This is a genomic window from Lacinutrix sp. MEBiC02595, assembly GCF_053601555.1.
The window spans coordinates 111,031-132,559 of the sequence record NZ_JBSHNU010000158.1 but is presented as its reverse complement, the minus strand read 5'-3'; the positions used below and the strand labels follow the sequence as shown (position 1 = coordinate 132,559).

Here is a 21,529-nt window from a genome sequence, read left to right as displayed (position 1 = left end):
GTTTAAATGTATGAAACATATAACATGAAAAAACCTACTTTTTTTAAGATCGGAATAGTAATTATATTACTAACAACTAGTCTGCAGTCTATCGCTCAGAATTACGTTCCATTTACACCTAGATTTAACCAAGACCTAAAAGGAGATATTCGCTTGATTGGGAATAATATATTAGGTCCAGATAACAATGCCTTCAACAATAACAATGTATATAATCACAATGTGGATATGCAGTATATTGATATTGATGGAGATCCTTCAACATTCAATTCTACAAGTGCAGATTTAGAAATTCCGAATCCTGGTTGTTATAAAATTATACATGCAGGTTTGTATTGGGGTGCAGTTACAAATGGAACGGATCCAATTACAGAAGTAAAGTTTAAAGGTCCAGAAGGAGGTTATAATGATGTTGTAGGAACGCCAATTTATAGTGCTGGAGGAGTAGCAACGGGTGATAGTTATCCGTATTCTTGTTATGCAGATGTAACCGCTATAGTTAATGGTTTTACCAATAATTTAGGTACATATACTATAGGAAATGTTTCTACAGCACAGGGAGAAACATCTGATTTTAGTCCTTATAACGGAACAGGATATTCTGCAGGTTGGTCCTTGTTTATTGTTTTTGAAGATCCAACGTTACCAGGAAAATCGATTACCAGTTTTGATGGTTTTAGTGCAATTAGTTTCGCCGATAATCCTAATTTAGATATACCTGTTTCTGGTTTTAGAACAGTACCAGCACCTATACCAGTAAGAGCAAATTTTGCGTTTGCAGCTTTAGAAGGGGATAAACCAATTCAAGGGGATAGATTAAGAATTAATGGCGTAAACATGTCTACGGTAGATCGTCTTGCTAACAACTTTTTTGATAGTTCTGTTACGCAACTGGACGCAACGCCTGTAATGAATAGAAATCCTAACAGTACAAATACTTTAGGTTTTGATACAGGGATTATGGCGGTTCCTAATCCAGGGAATTCCGTTATCACAAATGATTCTAATAATGCAACAATAAGTTTGTCAACACAAGGAGATACTTATTTTGTGTACCTGTCTGCTATAGCTGTAGAGATTATAGAACCTAATATTGTTCTTACTAAAATTGTACTCGATGAATTTGGAGCCGATATTGGTGGGCAAATGGTTGCTTTAGGACAGCCTCTAACCTATGTTATTGGTTTTCATAACACAGGAAATGATGATGCCGGAAATTTAATTATCAAAGATATACTTCCTATTAATACCATTTTTGATTATCCAGCTGGTTTAGAATTACCTCCAGGTGTTACGGTTGTCAGTTATGATCCTATTACGCGAGAAATTATCTTTAGTGTAGCTAATTCTTATGTAGAACAAGGATATCCTGTTTCCGAAATTCGAATTAATGTAAATGTTGTTGAAAACTGTAATGAAATTGATGATGCTTGTTCTAATACGATTAATAATCAGGCTTTTGCAACCTATACAGGTATTACGAATGCTAATTATGAAATTACAGATGATCCTAGTTTAAATAGTAATACTGGATGTTTATTAACACCACAAGCTACTAATTTTCTTGCCGATTTAAACGATTGTGTTTTTACACAAAATGAAGTGCTTTGTGGGGAAAGTGTACAGTTAACTGCCGCTGATGGTTATGATACTTATTCGTGGTCTACAAGTACTACAGGTACACCTGTAATAGGAACAACGCAGACAATTACAGTGACCAATGTTGGTACGTATTACGTGCATAATGCTGCTGTAGCTCCTTGTCAATCTATAGATCAAATATTTACCGTTACGCCGTATGGTGCTTCTATTACAAATCCTGTAATTCCGTATGCGGATGAAGTTGTTACTTGTCCGAATGATGGAAAATTACTACCAAATATATTCTTATGTGGTGCCAATGATTCCGTTTTTATTGAAACAAATATTGCAGATGCATCTACGATTATTTGGGAGCAATTAGACGAAGCAAGTTGTGCGCCAGTTTCCGATACAGATTGTGCCAATGAAAATACTTCTTGTACTTGGACGCAAGTTGGAACAGGACCCGACTTTTTAGCGAATACTTCCGGACAGTTTAGGTTAACTTTAAACTATGATGGTGGATGTTTTAATCAGTTTTATTTTAATGTGTATCAGAATATTTTAATTCCGACGGTTAATACTCGCGATATTATTTGTACAACTCCTGGTCAAATTACAGTTGGTGGTGTTCCTTCTGGATATGAATATAGCATCGATGGAACAAATTTCCAGGCTAGTAATATTTTCTCCGTTACCGTTGCAGGTATTTATACCATCTATATCAGACAAACAGGAGTAACTACAAATCCTTGTATTTTTACGGTTCCAGATATTCAAATTAGAGAAAGAGATTTTAGCGTTTCTACAAACGTGACACAGCCACTTTGTAATGGCGATAAAGGAAGTATTCAATTGGTTGCAAATGATGTGAGACCACAATATTTTTTCACCATCCATAATGGTGCAACACTAGTAAATAATGTTGGTCCGATTACCGAAAATAATTACGCCTTTAATAATTTAAATCCAGGTACTTATACCGTTTTAGTCGAAACCGAAGATGGATGTAGCTATACCGAAGATATTACCATTTCAGAACCACCACTATTAACAGTTACAGCGGCTATTACTAGTCCGTTAACCTGTGCAGATGGCGAAATTACAGTATATCCACAAGGCGGAACACCTCCGTATTTTTATTATATAAATAGTACAACAGATTTTCAAACGGTACCAGAAATAGTGGTAACAGCTGGAGGTACTTATGATATTACCGTATTAGATGCTAACAATTGTAGTGCAAGTACGACTATTGAAATAGTAGATATACCAGCTCCGGAATATACTATTAGCCAAACCGATGTTTTATGTTATAATGATACTACTGGAGAGATTCAAATTAATGTTACCAACGCAAATGGATATACTTTAGAATATAGTATTAACAACGGAACAACTTTTACTTCCAATTCTACTTTTACTAATCTAAATGGTGGGAATTATGAAGTCGTAATTAAATACACGCTTGGTGGTTCTGAATGTTTTACAACGGCAGAAACAATTACCATAAATCAACCAGATGAAGCTTTAACCGCTACCGCAGGAATATCTGCACTTGCAGGTTGTGGTCCATCAGGAGAAGGTACTATTCGTATTACTAATCCGCAAGGAGGAACACCTTTTCCTGCACCAAATTTTTATGAGTATAGTTTTGATAACCAAACAACATGGACAACATCCAACGAAGCATACGTAAATCCAGGAACATATACCGTTTATATTCGTGATGCTAATGGTTGTGTTTTTGTGATGCAGGATACTATTTTAGATCAGGAACCTCCTGCGCCAACGATTGAAGTTGGTGATACTACGTTTAATTGTGATGGTTCTGGAAATGCAACGGTAACAGTAACCAATAATGGTGGCGTTTCTTATGCTTATGATTATTATTTAGATGGTACACTTAACCCAAATACAACAGATCCAGAAACGTTTATAAATGTGCCTTCCGGATCGCATACGATTAGTGTAGAGTACACTTTATTAACGGTGCCTACATTTAGTAATTTACTTTATGAGACATTTGGTTATGGTGAAGACACTACTTCTCCTGGAATTAACCCAACCTATTATTGTTTTGAAAGACAAGTGGTTGCAACACAATGTAGATATAATCCAGCAATTAATGATGGGGATTATTCTGTTACTGCTAGTATTGTACATCCATTTGGAACATGGATAAACCCAATAGATCATACGCCAGCAACGACTCCTGCAACACCAAACGGACGATTTATGGTGGTGAATATTGGAGCAGCAATTCCTGCAACCGAAATATTATATGAAAAACAAATAGTCGATATTATTCCAAATCAGCCAATACAAGTAGAGTTTGCTGCTATGAATTTGCTGGAAACAGGAAACTCGCAATATGACCCTAATTTAAGAGTAGCATTAGTAGATGGTTCTGGTACAGAAATATCTTTTTACAATACAGGAGATATTCCTAAAACAGAAGATTGGGTAGAGTATCCTACAACACCAATAACTTTAGATCCCGGAGCGAATACTAGTTTAAAATTCATTTTAAGATCCAACGTACAACAAGTTAGTGGAAACGATGTGGCAATAGATGATTTGAAAGTGTTTCAACTTCCTGTCGCTTGTGCTAATCTTGTAGATTTCCCTTTTGTTATTCCTTCCGGAAATGCATTTACTGCAGATATTACAGGAACTTCTATGATAAGCTGTTCTGGTAATGCAGATGGTGAAATTACCATTGCGGCACAAAATTTTGATCCTATTTTAGGATTTCAATATTCCATAGATAATGGTGTAACTTGGATAACCGAAACAACATCTCCGCAAACGATTACCGGATTAACAGATACAACGTATACTATTCAAGTACGTTATGAGGATGCAGCCGATACGTGTATTTTTGACTTTACAGAAACAATAACCTCATCAAATCCTTTAGAAATTAGTATTACTAATACCGAAGTAAATTGTGTGGATGGCGCAACCATTACAGCTACTGCAACAGAAGGAACGCCTGGATATTCTTTTCAATTGATCGATACGGTTTCTCCTTTTACAGTAACCGATTTTCAAAATGGTACTTTAACAGATGTTGCTCCGGGAACCTATACTGTGGAAGTGACAGATGCTTCCGGTTGTACAGCATCGACAACACTTACGCTAAGTGCAACAACTGCACCAACGGCAATTATAAGTACTACATCTAATTTTTGTTATGACCCAACAAATGGAGCAACTCTAGAAGTTACTGCTTCAGGAGGTGTAGCACCATATCAATATAGTAGCAATGGAGGCGCATTTCAAAATGACTATATTTTCAATGGTTTAACACCTGGAACATATACCATAACCGTACGAGATACTTTTGGATGTGAAGTTACTTTACCAGCTCAAACGATAGAGCCTCAGTTAGTATTAGGCACTATAATATCTAAAGACTTAGACTGTACAACGTCTCCGGATGCAGTAATCACAGGAACTATATCTGGTGGTACTGCGCCATTTACGTATGCAGTTTCTGAAAACGGTGGGACATACACAGACTTAGGAACTACTGGTACACCTTTCACTTATACGGTGGCAACAGCAGGAACGTATCAATTTCAAGTAACAGATGCACAAGGTTGTATTGCAATATCGGAAGTCAATACTATTGCTTCTATTTCTGCGCCAACAGGAACTGCTACTGGTGTGGACCCACTTTGTTTTAATGATGCAAATGGAGAAATTCAATTGTTTGCAGCAGACGGATCTGGAGGATATACTTTCAGTTTTAATGGAGGTGCTTTTGCAACAACTTCTTTCTATGATGCCTTAGATGCAAATACTACCACAGCTACGACTACAGAATATACCTATCAAATACAAGATAGTAATAACTGTCTATCTCCTATATATACGATTACTTTAAATAATCCGACAGAGATTATTGCGACAGCTACTTTATCGAATAACACCAACTGTAGTACTACAACAGATATTACGGTAACTGCTTCTGGTGGTGCGGGTAATTATACCTATAGTTTTAATGGTAATACTGCTTATACTGCTACAAACGTATTAACAGTAACCAATACAGCTACAACACAAACCGTAACGTATGCAGTAAAAGACGCTAATGGTTGTATCGATACGGAAACGATAGAGATTCCACCATTCAATCCTTTAACAGGAATGACTTTTGTCGATTCTAATACCATTACTTGTAATGCTGCTACTACAGATGTAACCGTGACACCTACAGATGGTGTTGCTCCATTTACCTTTGAAATAACAGCTCCAGCAGCAGCAACTTCTAATACTTCTGGTGCAACAAGTGGAGTTTTCACCAATGTTGGTCCAGGAAATTATACCTTTCAAATAACAGATGGTAATGGTTGTACAAGTACTGCTTCTCATACCATTGCACCAGCAATTAATATTGCAGTAGCGCAAACAAACACAGATCAAATATGTTTTGGTTCGGATGATGGAACTGCTGTTTTTACAATGACAGATGTTAGTAGTTTAGGAAACTATAGCTATACATTAACTCCTTCCGCAGGAACAATAATACAAACTAGTAATGAAGTTACAGTAACTAATTTACCAACAGGAACCTATACGTTTGATGTTGTAGATACTACAACAGGTTGTACTAGTGCTGCTACTGTTACTATAGATGCAGTAACTCCAATTACTTTTACAGTAAACGCAACTAATATAAGTTGTAATACGACGACTTCTACCATTAGTTTTTCTGCATTATCTGGAGGAACTGGTGGTTATAGCTATGCGTATGTAACCTCTGGAAGTGCAGCTCCTACTAGCAGTGATTACAGTACTTCAACAACAGTAGATACTAGCGTTTTAGGATTAGTAATTGATGTTTATGTCATGGATAGTAATAATTGTGTGGTTATGGATACTATAACTATTACAAGTGATGTATTACCTACCGTAACAGCAAGTATAGATAACCAATGTTCAGGAACAGGGAATAATTTCACGATTACAGCAACGGCAACAGGTATTGCCACGTTAATGTATAGTATCGATGGAACGAATTTTCAAACAGGAAATACATTTACAGTAACTGCAGGAACATACACTATAACCGTTAGAGATGGTAACGGTTGTGAAGTAACAGATACGGTTACTGTTAATCCGCAATTAACACTTGCTGCTGTATTAGATAAAGATATTACTTGTGTTTTACCAGCGGAAGCGGAAGTAACATTAACAGCTTCAGGAGGAGATGCGTCGGTTTATACATATGCATATTCTACAGATGGTGGTGCTACATATACCAATATGGCTACTAGTGTACTAAATACAACAACACCTGGAAGCTATGTTTTTATGGTTACAGATGCAAATTCTTGTACGGCAGTAACAACAATTCCTATAGAAATTACGGCAGCTGTTAATCCAGATATTACAGTAGCACAAACCGGATTCATTAATTGTAATGGAGAAGAAACAGGAGCTATTTCAATAACACCAGATGTAACACTTGGTCAAGCGCCATTTGTTTTTGAAGTATATAATACAACTACAAGTACTTCTTATGGGACACAAATTTCAGGGTTACCAGCAGGAAATTATACGGTGACGGTAACAGACGCAAGAGGTTGTACTGAGGTGGAGCCTATTAATATATTACAACCAAACGCCATTATTGTTAACCATTCGACTGTGCCAATTACATGTACTGCTAGTGGGGTTTCACAAGGGTCGGTAATTGTGGATAATGTTACTGGAGGTACAGGGCCATACAACTATTTTGTAACCGGTACCAATGGTTACGATGAGGTAGAGCTTAATAATATAGGAGATACATCGACTACTTTTGATGTTGTAGATTTCGGTTTATATCAAATTAATGTTGTGGATACCAATGGATGTTCTGTATTAATACAAAATGTATTAGTAGCTTCTCCTCCAGATGATTTAGATATTACTATTGATGCGACTGCAGACTGTGCTACAGGTGGAGAAGCTGTAGTTACAGTAAGTACTACATTAGCTGGCTCGGGTCCTTTCTATTTTGATATTTATAATGGTACTATTCCAACAGCACCACCAGGAGGAACATGGCAACTAGAGACAACACCTGGTTCAACAACTTTTACCGGTTTAACAACGGGTGTTTTATATACTTTTATCGTTTATGATTCGCTGACTGGATGTACGTATTTTGAAACTGCAGCTGCTCCAATACCAACAAATGCTACCTTAACAGTAGATACTGTAAGTTCTAATAATATTACATGTACTGGAAGTGCAGATGGTAATGTTTCTTTCACGATACATAATCCGGAAACGAGTGCTATTGATGTTAATTTTGAAATATTTGATTCCTTATCACAAATAACAACAGGTGTAAATGGAAATGGAACGGTACCTGCAGGAGGATCACTTCCTATAACTAATTTAGGACCTCTACCTTTTGGAAACTATTATGTTTTAATTACAGAAACATCTGGAACAAATGCAGGTTGTAGTATTGTAACTGCTTCCCCATTTAATATTACAGAATCTGCTATAGCTTTTAATTTAACAGCTTCGGTTTCTTCCACTGAAAATTGTAATGTTTTAGGAGTTATTACTGCAATTGCAAGTGACGGTACAGCACCTTATCAGTATCAAATTTTATTAGATTCAGATACTGCTCCAATAGCATCAAGTACCAGTTGGGCATCTGCTAACACATTTACTGTAGCAGCAAATGGTTATACCGTTTATGCTATCGATGCTTACGGATGTATTAGAGATTTTGATGTTACTCTAACTAAAGATGCAGAGCCAACAATCGATCCGCAAACGGCACCTTGTTTTGAAGGTAACCCTATAAATATTACCATTACTGGTAGTGTAGCTATAGGAAGTCCGTTGTATAGTATGAATGGAACTACTTTTGTTTCCAATCCTAATTTTACGGTTTCCGCTTCCGGAACGTACACTTTATATATACAAGATGGAAATGGTTGTGTGGCATCCACACCTTATATTGTTAATGATCAGTTATTATTAAGTGCAGCTTTAACTAGCGCATTAGATTGTAGTGCAACACCAAATGCAGAAATTACATTATCCGCAACCGGAGGAGATGCTACATTATATACCTATGAAGTATCTACCGATGGTGGTTCTACATATAGCCCAATGGGTACCAATGTATATACCGCTACAACAGCTGGAACGTATACGTTTATGGTTACCGATGCTGCTGGTTGTACGTCTACAGTAACCTATGTTGTGGATGCGATACAGCCAACAACGTTTACAACTGCAGAAATAAATGTGAGTTGTAATGGTGGTAGCGATGGTTCTATTACGGTAACCACAACGTCATCTACTGGTCCTTTTATGTATCAATTAGATAGCGGAACACCACAAAGTGCTAATGTGTTCAACGGATTATCTCAAGGAACGTATACCATAACCGTTATAGATGCAAATGCTTGTACTACTACAAGTACACCAATTACTATAAACGAACCATTGCCATTAACAGCTACCGATTCTGTTTTAGCAACCACGACTTGTGATGTTGCAACCGTTATTACGGTATTAGGTCAAGATGGAACACCTACAGTTTCTGGAGAATATTATTATGATTTTAATGGTACTGGTTTTTCAACAACCAATACATATATAGTCAATAGTAATGGTACGATACAAACGATTAATTATACCGTAAGAGATGCAAATGGTTGTGAGGTTATGGGTTCTGTAATTGTGAATCCGTTAGATTCTCCAACAGATTTAGATTTTTCTGCAACGCCAATTACCTGTTTAGTTAGTATTAGCGATATAACCTTAACAGCAACAGGAGGTACTGGAGCGTTAAGCTATGAGATTTTGTCTCCTGCAAGTGCAACAACAAATACTACAGGTGCAACAAATGGAATTTTTACAGGATTAACAACAGATAGTTATACGTTTCAAATTACAGACGCTAATGGTTGTTCTTACCAAGAATTATATGCGTTAGAAGATGTAGATAATATAGAAGTTACCGGTCAATTAATTAGTGATGTTACTTGTAACCCAGGAACAGATGGGGAAGTGTTATTTACTATTTCTAATTTTACAGGAACATACAGCTATTCTATTAATGGGAATCCAGATGTCACCGGACAAACAAATCCTACAGTTACCATAAATGGATTAACAGCTGCAGGTACACAAACGATTGTGGTTACCGATGAAGCAACAGGATGTACAGCAACAACATCTATAACCGTATCTCAATCTACACCATTAAGTTTAGTAGCAGATCCGTTTATTAACGCGAATTGTAATGCAGGTGCTCAAGTAAGCGTAACAGCTTCCGGAGGAAATGGTTCTTACAGTTATTCGTTTGTTGTAAGTGGTGCGCCAGTAGGAACGTATTCTAGTTCCAATACCGCAGTTTTAGATCCAGCAATTTCAACAACTTGGGATGTTTATGTTCAGGATACTAATAGTTGTACTATTTCTACACCTTTAACCATTACGATTGCTACAGATCCTATTCCGACAGGAATAACGGTTACAGGTTCTCCTTGTCTAAGTGCAGCAAACGATTATACGTTTACCGTAAATGTGGCTTCCGGAATAGCTCCTTACGAATATAGCATAGGAAACGGATTTCAATCTAGTCCTATATTTACAGTAAACGGTACTGGTACATATACTATAACCGTGCGAGATGCTAATGGTTGTGAGGCTACAATTCCATATACTATTGATGAACCAATAGCTTTAACTTTAGCAGCGGTATCTCCAAGTTGTAGTGATGATGATGGAGAAATTACAGTAACAGGTTTTGGAGGAACTGGTAGTTATACCTATTCTATAAATCCGAATCCTGCTTCTATAACTATAACAGGAAATGTGTTTTCAGGAGTGCCTTCTGGAAATTATGTAATGACTATTACCGATGCAGCAACATCTTGTTCTAATGATGCGAGCGTAACATTAGATACAGCAACACCAGTATTATTTTCTACTAGTGTTAACGATGTAACTTGTAATGGAGATGCGAATGGTGTAATTACGGTAGACTTACCTGCAAGTAATGATAACCCAATTTATACGTATGAGATTACTGCACCAATTATTGTAGCGCCACAAAGCTCCAATATATTTACAGGATTAGCTGCAGGTACCTATACGGTTCAAGTAACTTCGGGAAGAGGTTGTACAATGACAGCTAACGTTCTTGTTGAAGAACCAACAACTATCGATGTTCCTGCGCCAGCAATTGTACAATACACATGTACAATTGGAACAAACACAATTAATTATGCTTCTATAACCGTAACAGGTGTTACTGGAGGTTCTGGAACCTATACTATTTATGAATTTCTAGAAAGTGGTACCGTTGTGCAATCTGGTACTAGCAATGTGTATACAGAGTCCGATGCTTCTGGAGGGAATTACATAGTGAATGTATATGACGATCAAGGTTGTTTAGGAAGTACACTAACCGCAGTTATTATTAATCCGTATCTAGATTTAGATACGATAGCTGTTGCTGTGGATAATGCTATTACATGTACTAATTTAGAAGATATTACCGTTACCGCTTCAGGAACTACTGGTACACCAACAAATTTAGAATATACAGTAGAAGATGTTACTGGTACTGTAACAGGTGGAATATATAGCGAGACAAATACAACAGGAATCTTTACAGGATTAGATGTTGGAAACTACAGTATTACCGTAGTAAATTTAGATACCGGATGTACGTTAGAAAGTGTACATTATGTAAACAATCCAAATACTTTCGATCTTATTGTCGATGCGGTTATAGATGTTACTTGTTTTAACGACAACAGTGGTAGTGTTACCATTACTTTTGTAGACGACGTTGTTACCGGTACAAACCCGGATCAATCCGGACCATTTAACTACATTATTTTAGATAGTTCTGGTACCACAGTAAATTCTGGAGCTACTGCAAATGCAGGGCCAGTTAATATTACAGGATTAGTAGGAGGAACCTATACTATAAATGCCACTTTAATAGGAAGTCCTTTTTGTACCGTAAGTGAAAACTTTACCATTACAAGACCTACAGAAGCATTGGCGCTTACTACAACGCAAACTTCAGTAACTTGTTTGGATGGTGTAGGAACAATTTCAGCTGTTGGTACAGGTGGTTGGGGGAATCTAGAATACGAATTAACTGGAGATGCTACTGTAGCATATTCTTCTAACGGAACCTTTACAGGACTGTTTGCAGGAAATTATGTAGTGAATGTGAGAGATGCTCAAGGTTGTATTGTTTCCGAAAATGTAATTTTAGCGCCAACACCGCCAATAGATAATACTTTCATTGCAACGCCAAGTGTTTTATCGTGTTTTGGGGATCAAGACGCAACGATAACGGTAACGAATGTTACTGGCGGACAAGGAAGCAATTACACATATACTTTAAATAGTGCATCGCCTAGTGTTACTAATTCCGGACCACAAACTTCTAATGTCTTTACCGATTTGGCAGCTGGTGTATACTCTGTTACAATAGCAGATGGTTTTAATTGTACAGTTACTTCCGCAGATATCACCATACAAGCACCAATAGAAATAGACGCAAGTCTAGTAAAACAGACACCTATAACTTGTTTCAATGATGCAACTTTAACTTTAAGTGCGTCAGGCGGAACTGGTGCATATACGTATAGTGCGAATAGTTCCATGATACCGGTACTAGGTACATTTACAAATGCTATTACATTTCCTGTAGCGGAAGGAAATTACATGTATTATGTAAGTGATGCTAATGGTTGTATTTCTGAAGTTTCTAATGATATTCAAATTGATGCACTTCCAGATTTAATAATAGATTTAACATTAACCAATGTAGTTATTAACTGTGCTGGTGATAATAATGGTGCTGTTGTAGCAGTTGCTGCAGGTGGTTTAGGAAATTACGTGTACACATTGCAAGATGCTACTGGTGCTCCAATTACTGCAACACAAACAAGTCCAGGAGTTTTTACTGAATTAATTGCAGGTACCTATCAAGTAGAAGTAGTTAGTGGAGATTGTCTTACAACATCTGCATGGATTAATATTACAGAACCAACAGCGCCATTAACCGCAACGTTTATAGTAAACGATATTACGTGTAATGGTGCAGATGATGGTTCCTTAATCATTAATGCTTCGGGTGGAACAGGTATTATTAAATATGCTATTTCTCCGCAAATGAATCAGTTTTTTGAAACGAATACGTTTGAGAATTTAGAACCTGGTAATTACGATGTTGTTGTTCAAGATGAACTAGGTTGTTATTTAACTTCTAGTTTCACCATAAATGAACCAGCTGCTGTATTACTTAGTATGGTTGCTGGATCTATATTACCAGAAATATGTTCTGGAGATAATAATGGTGAATTTAGTGTGGATATTTCCGGAGGAACACCAGTATATTCGGTGAGTTTAGATGATTATAATGGACCATATATAACCGGAGCCGTAGGACAAACACAATTTGATTTTATGAACTTAAGTGGTGGAGATCATACGGTGTTTATAAGAGATAGTTTTGGATGTGAATCGGAATGGAATATCACTTTCCCAGAATCTGTAACTATTAATCCGATAGTTGATATCGAGTATGGTTGTGTGAATAATGTTTCCAGTAATGTGGTTACCGTAACGGTAGACGATAGTATTACAGATCCAACAGATTTAGATTATTCTTTAAATGGAGGTCCATACCAGGCTAGTAATGTCTTTATAGATGTGGTTCCTGGAATAGGACATTATATTGATGTAAGACATACTAACAGTTGTATTAAAAGAACAGCGCTTTTCGATATCTCCTTTTTTGATCCGTTAACACTTTCTATAATAGATGGTGAGTTTAATGAGATTGTTGCTGTTGTTACTGGAGGATCTGGTAACTATGAATTTACCTTTAATGGCGAAGATTTTGGAAGCACAAGTACATTCACGATAACCGAATCTGGAAACTATACCGTAACGGTTACCGATAGTAATGGATGTATGGCAATAGCTACAGATTATTTTGAGTTTGTTGATATTTGTATTCCAGACTATTTTACGCCAAATGGAGATGGCGTTTTAGATGGTTGGGCTCCAGAGTGTGTGAATCAATACCAAAATATTGAATATTCTATTTTTGATCGTTATGGTCGTAAAATAGCAACATTACGAAGAGGTGAAAAGTGGGACGGAAGATATAACCAAACAGAACTTCCTACGGGAGATTATTGGTATGTTATTAAATTAAATGATCCGGAGGAAAACAGAGATTTCGTAGGGCATTTTACTCTATATAGATAATCATAATGTGTTTTTATTATCCAACTAAATACTATTTAAAATGAAAAAATTAACCATATATATCCTTTTATTATCTTTAACAGTAAGTTATAGTCAAGAGCTAAACTTACCTGTATTTACACAGTATTTAGCAGATAATAGTTTTGTGATTTCTCCAACTTATGCAGGTATTGGTGACAATATCAAAATTAGAGCGAATGGATTAACACAATGGGTTGGTATTAAAGGAGCTCCAGATAATCAATCTTTATACGTAGACGCTAGACTAGGTAATCGTTCGGGTGTTGGACTATCTTTATATAATGATAGAAACGGAAATACAGTACAAAAAGGATTTAAAGCTTCTTTTGCACATCATCTTACTTTAGATTATTACTCCAAACAATATTTGTCTTTTGGTATTTCATATAACTATAATACGTTTAAAATTGATATCCATAATTTCAGACCTACAGCGAGTATGCCTGTAATAGATCCTAGAGTAACAGACGATAGATATATTGCGAATAATAACTTTGATGTTGGTGCTTTATATAGAAATAAAGGTTTTTATTTTAGTTTTAACGCGAGTAATATTCTACCTAAAAAGATTGATAATTTTGTGGGTGTAGAGCCAGATTTACTTTTAAATTATCAAGCATATACCGGACTTGTGCTTGTAAACCCAAGAAATAAAAAAATAGAAATTGAACCTTCCTTATTTTTTCAATATTTTGCTAGTGATGATCGATCTAGTACCGATGTAAATATTAAAGTAAGAAAATTTAGTAGAAATGAAGATTATGTTTGGGGAGGAATTTCCTATCGTTTTTTGAATGATCAATTTTTTAATCCTTTAAATCTAGGGCCTATGGTTGGTTTTAATAAATCTAATTTTTATTTTGGATATGCCTATCAAATTACCATAAATGAGCTCGCTGGTTATAATGCTGGAACACATATGGTAACTATAGGATTCGACTTTTTACAAGGTATTAGTGAATGTGAGTGCACGCAGACTAGATCACATGTAAAATAAATCATTTTATTTTTAAAGTAAAAGCGCCGTATAAAAAACATCTTTTATACGGCGCTTTTACAGTTTTAAATTGCTATGCTTTATTCCAATAAGACCTTTCTAGAAATCACATTGTTTTCGTTTGTGATTTTTATAATATAAACTCCTTTTGCTAAACGATTTGTTTGTATTAGCAATCTTTCTGGATTAAGAGATCCTGACTAATCTTTCCTAAAGCCCAGATCCATGAACAAATCCTGTTCTGCACATATTAAAATCTTAACATAAAAAAGAAATGTATTGATTTTTGTCAAAAACACAGGAAATGACCTAGATCATTTCCTGTGTTTTAAGAAAGTGCAACCTTTGAAAAGGATAATTGTAAATATGTAACACGATGGAAAAAGAAATTTTATATAACACGAACATGCATTTTGAGCATGAACAATGGAAAGGAGAACTTGCTTTTTGGAAGGACGAATTAAAATCCTTTAATAATAGATTGAGCGAATTAGTAACGCGTTGGACAGATAAAGATGTACTAGCGAAATTAGAACACTTTCAAAATGAATTTGTCCTTCATGGTGGCGTGATTGAAGATTTGCAAGAAACTATTGAAGAGCATGAAACTCGAATAGCTGGGCAAAGTAAAACAGGAACAGATGCAATGGATATGGAATTAGCAAAAAGACATATGGAGTTTAGAAACCGCATGGAAACGCAAAGACATATTTATGCAGAACTTAAAAAAGACTTTTTTAGGTTTTTGACGAAGTATATGTAGTAATAAATTAAAACCATAAAAACAAATTACAAAAACAGACCTATTATTAGAGGCTGTATTTTAGAATATTGATTTGCATTTCAAACCTCGTTTTATGGTCTTTAATTAATCGTTTATGACATTAATGCTAATACAATGGAAAAAATAACTGCACTTATAAATGAAATTCAGGATTGTACTTTAGAGATAGAAGTGCATTATCCAGAACTATATAACAGTTTAGATGAAACAACTTATAAAGAGCTGTTTTCAGGAGTTTCTACAGAAACACTCCATGATTATTTAAACAAACTCAAAGTAGCATTAAAAAATTTCAAAAAGCCTAAATATCATGAGTCAAGAGAAAGAATTTAGCAAGGAAAGATATATCTAATAATAAATCAAAACCATAAAAATGAATTACAAAAATATTACCATTGCAGGAAGTGGTGTTTTAGGATATCAAATTGCATTTCAATCCGCATTTCATGGATTTAACGTAACTGTTTATGATATTAGTGATGAGGTTTTGGAAAAAGCAAAAGCCAAATTTAACGGCATGTGTGAAGCTTTTAAAAAAGATCTACATGCAACACAGCAACAACTAGATAAAACAGGTGAAAACTTAAGTTATACTTCCAGTTTAGCAGATGCGGTTAAAGATGCCGATTTGCTAATTGAAGCAGTACCTGAAAATGTGAAAATAAAAATAGATTTTTATAGAAAACTGGCAAAATTGGCACCCGAAAAAACCGTTTTTGCAACCAATTCTTCCACACTATTGCCAAGTCAATTTGCAGAAGAAACAGGAAGACCTGCCAAATTTTTAGCCTTACATTTTGCGAATACCATTTGGATTCACAATACCGCAGAAATAATGGGACATGCCACAACGGATCCAAAGGTTTTTAAAGATGTAGTTGCATTTGCCAAAGCTATTGGCATGTTGGCATTGCCTTTACATAAAGAGCAACCAGGTTATATTCTTAATTCTTTATTAGTACCTCTGTTAAGCGCGGCAACCAACTTATTAGTAAATGAAGTTGCAGACCCAGAAACTATAGATAAAACTTGGATGAAAGCAACAGGAGCGCCATTAGGCCCTTTTGCTATTCTAGATATTGTAGGTGTTACAACAGCTTATAATATTAATAAAATAGCAGCAGAGAATAGCAAAAATCCATTAACAAGAAAAACCGTAGAATACTTAAAAGAAAATTTTATAGATAAAAATAAATTAGGAGTTTCTACAGGAGAAGGATTTTATAAATATCCAAATCCGACGTATAAAAATCCAGATTTCTTAAAGTAGGTTTTAAATCTTTTTATAGTTTGATTTATGTGACCTTATAATTTGTCATCTTTTAATTACCATAGTTACAACTTCTGATCTTTGTTCTAGTGATAATCTTTTTTTCAAAAGATGGCTTGCTAAATATTTCCTTTGTAGACTATAATAAAAGCCCATGAAGTGCTGAGTAGTATCCGTCGTATTATATTCTTTAGCATATAAGTTTAGTTCCATACTATTCGTTTTTAATATGGGCATATAAAGGTGCAAATAGAAGTACACTAATAAAAGGACAAGCGTAAGTAAATAACCGATAATTAGATGTTTAATAATATATGCAGGGAGAATTACTAGGTTGAAATAGTATTGGCATATTTCATAAAAAGAATACTATTTTTTTGTAAAGTGTTCTTTAATAGGAGCTTAATACTGTTTTTATACTCTCTAATACACTACTTTCTCCTCGGATAATTAAACAATAACGGCCGTTTTTCAATGCCGCTAAATAACTATTTATGTCTCCTGTCTTCATTCCCAATCCTCTAAAAATACCTAAAAGTCCTGCGGGTAATGAAGCGAGTTCTGTTTTATCTACTTTATTAAGAAATGTAGGTGTTAAATGACCTGCAATACATAACGAACCAATCTCTGGATTATGGAAATAACCAAATTGAAATGACGCACCAAATAGAACACGTAATTGCTGTTTTAAATGTTCTAAGATTTTTTTAAGTTCTTTTTTAGTACTTGTTTTATTTGTAGAAAGTGTAACTAAGAGGGATAACTGAAGCGATATATTCTTTTTTTGAGCAATAGTATTTAATACGGACTTTATTTGTAATAAACTCTGGAAGGTTTTTATAACAAATAGTTTATGTGTCGCTTTATGTTCTATGGAAGACATGCTACAAATATGAATTTAGATTCATCGTATTGCTAAATTAATGGTAACATTCCTTTTCTTCAATGACTAGGGTCAGTTCCTCAAGTTTTATCCAAAAAGAGCAATTTCCTCTAAGTTGGTTTTGTCTTCGATAATGATTTCTCTATGCGGACCTATAATTATTAATCGTTCCTCCTTAAAACCCGTTAGCATTCTAATAGTAGTTTCATTAGCGGTACCAATAAGACTAGCTAGATCTTCTCTTGAAATATGGATTCCTTTATTCTTAGAGGTACTAAGTATTTCTTTTTTAGATAAGTCTAAAAGTACTTTCGCTAATCTTTGTCTAACTGTCGAAAAAGCCATGTTCACCAGTTGTTCTTGAAGATCAATTAAATCGTTAGAAATCATGGTGATAAATTTATTAGAAATCAACTTGTCACCAAATAGCAACGTTTTAAAATCGGTTTTAGGGATTTCAAAAACTTCTGTTTGCTCTAAAACGGTTGCCGTATCTCTATAGGTACCTTTATTCGTTAGTAAAGATAATTGACCAACAAATTGTCCAGGTCCAAATAAACCGGTTACCAAAGATTTTCCAGACTCGGTAGTTTTATGTGTTTTTATAGCTCCTTTTTGGATGAAATAAAGTGTGTTTGCAGCATTTCCTTCCATGAAAAGAACCTCCTTTTTATTAAATTTTACCACATTTCGATCTGCGGAAAGACTTTCCATACCTTCATGTGTCGATATTTCATCAAAAAACTGATTAATACCTTTTATGTCTCTAGAAAATTCTTTTTTAAGAAAATTGTATTTTTTAAGTCTACAAGCAACAGCATCTAACAATTCGTTTTCTTCAAAAGGCTTAGTAAGATAATCGTCGGCTCCAAGGTTCATTCCTTTTCTAACATCTATTCTTTCCGTTTTTGCGGTTAGAAAAATAAAAGGAATGCTGGCTGTTGTTTTATCTTTATTTAGCTCCTCCAATACATCATACCCGTTAAGTTCTGGCATCATAATATCACAAATAATAATATCGGGTTTTGTAAGCTTCGCCATGGCAACTCCTTTTTTACCATTTTCTGCAGTACAAACGTCATAGTTTGCTAATTCTAAGATCTCTGCTGTATTCTCTCTCACATCTTGATTGTCTTCAATTAAAAGTATTTTTATCATGGTTTTAGAATTAAAGTGGGATGTTAGATTTTGGTAACTTCACTAAAAAAGTAGTACCTATATTTAAGGCACTCTTAAAGCTAATAGTGCCATTCATGAGTTCTACATATTGTTTTACAATATTAAGACCTAGACCGGTTCCTTCAATATTATGCGCGTTTTCTGCTCTAAAAAAACGCTCGAATAGTTTGTCTTGCTCTAGCTCTGGAATCCCAATACCTTGATCTTGAATTTCAAGATAGGCATATTGGTCGTCTTCATCAATTTTAATATGTATATCGGTGTTTTTTGGCGAATATTTAATCGCATTAGATAATAAATTCATGAAAATATGTCGCACTAGTTTTGGATCCAGATGTAGTGAAATAGGTTTTCCTGGAGATGAAAAAAGCATATTTTTACCTATACTTTTAGTCATAGACATTTCTTCAATAAGTGTTTTAGAAAAAGCAACAAAATCAAATAATTCCTTGTTTGCTGTAACCTTTCCTTCTTCTAACTTACTTAGTGATAAGAAATCATTCAAAATCACCACCAAGTGTTTTACATTGTTCTTAATTTGAGTTACATATCGCTCTCGTTTTTGTTCTTTACCAGTTCCATTTTGTTTACCAATTAAGATTGCAGAAGTCTGTATAGCACTTAAAGGTGTTCTAAACTCATGAGAAGCCATAGAGATAAAACGCGATTTTAATTCGTTCAATTCCTGCTCTTTTTTTAAAGCATTCTTTGCATCTCTTTCGATAGTTTTTTGTTCCGTAATATTACTATATACAAATAAGGCATTAGAAATAGTATTATTCTCATCCAGCAACGGAACGGTGTTTACCGAGAAGTATTTATTTCTATATGCGATTTCAAAACGAAGGTGCTCTCCAGAAATCGTTTTTAAAATATCCTGCTTTAGTTTGGTTTTTTGTTCTTCAGAAAAAATAGCGACGTTATCCACATTGGTGTGATTAAAAATCATTTTGTCTAAACCTAATTGCATAAACGCTTCTCCTTCTACAAGTAGCATTTCAAAATTCAGATTAAAAACAATAATAACTCCATTCGGAAAATTTTTAGCAATTGCCGAGGATAAATATTTACTGGCAGCGGCATTTTTTTCAGCGTCCTTAGTTTCCTGCATTTGATCTTCGAGACTTAAATTCGAGGCAACCAATTTTTGAACAGTAGAAGTTAATTCACTGGTTCGACTAACAACTTTTGCCTCTAACTCTTCCGAATAGTTTTTTAGTTGTTCTTGGTTAATTTGTAATATTTTTTCTGTTTTTTTCTGCTCGGTAATATCCATTACAAAAGCGATTACCACTTGTTTTCCTTTTATGGTCGTAGGGCTTAAACTTATTTCTAAAGGAAACTGCGAATCATCCTTTTTTAGTCCCCATAATTCTAAATCTAAACCCATGCGTCTTGCTTTGGGTTTTGCAATATATCCTTCTCTATGGCTTTGATGATTTTTTTTGAATTTCTTCGGAATAAGACTTTCTACTTTTTGATGAATGAGTTCTCCTTCATTATAACCAAATAGTTGTTCACTCGCTGGATTGGCTTTAATAATGAAGCCATCTGCATCTACTACCAAAATACCTTCCACAGAAGATTGAAAGATGCTTTTAAATAGGTCGGTATCTTGTAATTTTTTATTCAATAGTATTCCTGTTTAGCGCTACTAATTTACGTTATTTAAAAATGACATGCCAACCTTACGCTAATATGATTTTTAATTATTTATTTAAGCTGATCTATGTCATTTTAATTTAGGATTAAGGTCTGTAAATTTGGTCTTTATCCACAGGAGTTAAAACAATAGAAATGGAAACAATACAAGAAAAAGAACTGGTTACTTCAATGCCTAGAATAGGAGATGAGGCGCCTAAATTTAAGGCAGTTACAACGCAAGGAGATATTAATTTTCCAGAAGATTATGCAGGTAAATGGGTGATTTTATTTAGCCATCCAGCAGATTTTACGCCGGTTTGTACTTCTGAGTTTATAACGTTTGCACATTTAGAAAGTAAGTTTAATAAAGCCAATTGTGAATTAGTTGGTTTATCTATTGATGGATTATACAGCCATATCGCTTGGTTGCGAACCATTAAAGATAAAATTGAATTTAACGGAATGAAAAATGTAGAAGTCAAATTCCCGTTGATTGAAGATATTACCATGGAAGTAGCTAAAAAGTACGGAATGATTCAACCTGGTGAAAGTAAAACACAGGCAGTAAGAGCAGTATTCTTTATTGACCCTAAAGGAATAGTTAGAGCACTTATTTATTATCCGTTAAGCCTAGGAAGAAACTTTGATGAAATCTATAGAGCATTAATAGCAATGCAAACATCGGATGCATTTAACGTTGCGACTCCAGCAGATTGGAACCCTGGTGATGATGTTATTGTTTCGCCTGCAGGAACTTGTGGTGTTGCCGAAGAAAGAATGACTTCTACGGAAGAATTGGAATGTAAAGATTGGTTTTTCTGCACTAAAAAATTAGATAAAGAGGTAGTGCTAAAAGCTATTTTGAAAAAATAATGAAGACATTTCAAATGTTCC

The 21,529-nt window shown here is 34.9% G+C and carries 10 protein-coding genes; 6 read left to right on the top strand and 4 right to left on the bottom strand.

The features are described from left to right. The first annotated feature begins 24 nt into the window (after positions 1-24). Together ACVCZW_RS03455 and ACVCZW_RS03450 are read left to right on the top strand one after the other, a co-directional pair. On the top strand, positions 25-13,857 hold the full coding sequence (locus ACVCZW_RS03455) for a T9SS type B sorting domain-containing protein (protein ID WP_452231649.1): 13,833 nt from the start codon (positions 25-27) through the stop codon (positions 13,855-13,857). A 40-nt stretch (positions 13,858-13,897) separates the two neighbouring features. Continuing rightward, positions 13,898-14,875 (top strand): PorP/SprF family type IX secretion system membrane protein, encoded by a 978-nt coding sequence (locus ACVCZW_RS03450; protein ID WP_452228088.1) that lies wholly within the window; start codon positions 13,898-13,900, stop codon positions 14,873-14,875. Between the two features lie 80 nt (positions 14,876-14,955). Here the strand turns inward: ACVCZW_RS03450 and ACVCZW_RS03445 are convergent, their stop codons facing one another. After that, entirely contained in the window at positions 14,956-15,051 is a 96-nt protein-coding gene (locus tag ACVCZW_RS03445) for a T9SS type A sorting domain-containing protein (protein ID WP_452228087.1), read from the bottom strand. A gap of 200 nt (positions 15,052-15,251) precedes the next feature. On the opposite strand from ACVCZW_RS03445, the gene ACVCZW_RS03440 reads away from it, so the two are divergent. The 3 genes from ACVCZW_RS03440 to ACVCZW_RS03430 all read left to right on the top strand — a co-directional run bounded on the left by ACVCZW_RS03440 (position 15,252) and on the right by ACVCZW_RS03430 (position 16,929). Continuing rightward, positions 15,252-15,638, top strand: a complete 387-nt coding sequence (locus tag ACVCZW_RS03440) for a hypothetical protein (RefSeq protein WP_452228086.1) — start codon at positions 15,252-15,254, stop codon at positions 15,636-15,638. A 135-nt stretch (positions 15,639-15,773) separates the two neighbouring features. Continuing rightward, positions 15,774-15,992 carry a hypothetical protein gene (locus ACVCZW_RS03435; protein WP_452231648.1) on the top strand — a complete coding sequence of 73 codons (219 nt, stop codon included), beginning with the start codon at positions 15,774-15,776 and terminating at the stop codon, positions 15,990-15,992. Between the two features lie 40 nt (positions 15,993-16,032). Beyond that, the gene (locus ACVCZW_RS03430) at positions 16,033-16,929 is read left to right on the top strand and encodes a 3-hydroxyacyl-CoA dehydrogenase (RefSeq protein WP_452228084.1); all 897 of its coding nucleotides are present in this window, start codon (positions 16,033-16,035) and stop codon (positions 16,927-16,929) included. A gap of 391 nt (positions 16,930-17,320) precedes the next feature. On the opposite strand, the gene ACVCZW_RS03425 is transcribed toward ACVCZW_RS03430, so the two are convergent. The 3 genes from ACVCZW_RS03425 to ACVCZW_RS03415 all read right to left on the bottom strand — a co-directional run bounded on the left by ACVCZW_RS03425 (position 17,321) and on the right by ACVCZW_RS03415 (position 20,624). After that, on the bottom strand, positions 17,321-17,812 hold the full coding sequence (locus tag ACVCZW_RS03425; RefSeq protein ID WP_452228083.1) for a hypothetical protein: 492 nt from the start codon (positions 17,810-17,812) through the stop codon (positions 17,321-17,323). A gap of 87 nt (positions 17,813-17,899) precedes the next feature. Beyond that, positions 17,900-18,970: a response regulator gene (locus tag ACVCZW_RS03420; protein ID WP_452228082.1), complete on the bottom strand. Its 1,071-nt coding sequence runs from the start codon at positions 18,968-18,970 to the stop codon at positions 17,900-17,902. A gap of 10 nt (positions 18,971-18,980) precedes the next feature. Next, positions 18,981-20,624 carry an ATP-binding protein gene (locus ACVCZW_RS03415; RefSeq protein ID WP_452231647.1) on the bottom strand — a complete coding sequence of 548 codons (1,644 nt, stop codon included), beginning with the start codon at positions 20,622-20,624 and terminating at the stop codon, positions 18,981-18,983. Between the two features lie 164 nt (positions 20,625-20,788). On the opposite strand from ACVCZW_RS03415, the gene ACVCZW_RS03410 reads away from it, so the two are divergent. Beyond that, on the top strand, positions 20,789-21,508 hold the full coding sequence (locus tag ACVCZW_RS03410; RefSeq protein ID WP_452228080.1) for a peroxiredoxin: 720 nt from the start codon (positions 20,789-20,791) through the stop codon (positions 21,506-21,508). The last annotated feature ends 21 nt before the right edge of the window (positions 21,509-21,529 follow it).

Coding starts and splice junctions, on each gene's coding strand:
- ACVCZW_RS03455 (WP_452231649.1), top strand. CDS start 25: ATGAAAAAACCTACTTTTTTTAAGATCGGAATAGTAATTATATTACTA.
- ACVCZW_RS03450 (WP_452228088.1), top strand. CDS start 13,898: ATGAAAAAATTAACCATATATATCCTTTTATTATCTTTAACAGTAAGT.
- ACVCZW_RS03440 (WP_452228086.1), top strand. CDS start 15,252: ATGGAAAAAGAAATTTTATATAACACGAACATGCATTTTGAGCATGAA.
- ACVCZW_RS03435 (WP_452231648.1), top strand. CDS start 15,774: ATGGAAAAAATAACTGCACTTATAAATGAAATTCAGGATTGTACTTTA.
- ACVCZW_RS03430 (WP_452228084.1), top strand. CDS start 16,033: ATGAATTACAAAAATATTACCATTGCAGGAAGTGGTGTTTTAGGATAT.
- ACVCZW_RS03425 (WP_452228083.1), bottom strand. CDS start 17,812: ATGTCTTCCATAGAACATAAAGCGACACATAAACTATTTGTTATAAAA.
- ACVCZW_RS03420 (WP_452228082.1), bottom strand. CDS start 18,970: ATGATAAAAATACTTTTAATTGAAGACAATCAAGATGTGAGAGAGAAT.
- ACVCZW_RS03410 (WP_452228080.1), top strand. CDS start 20,789: ATGGAAACAATACAAGAAAAAGAACTGGTTACTTCAATGCCTAGAATA.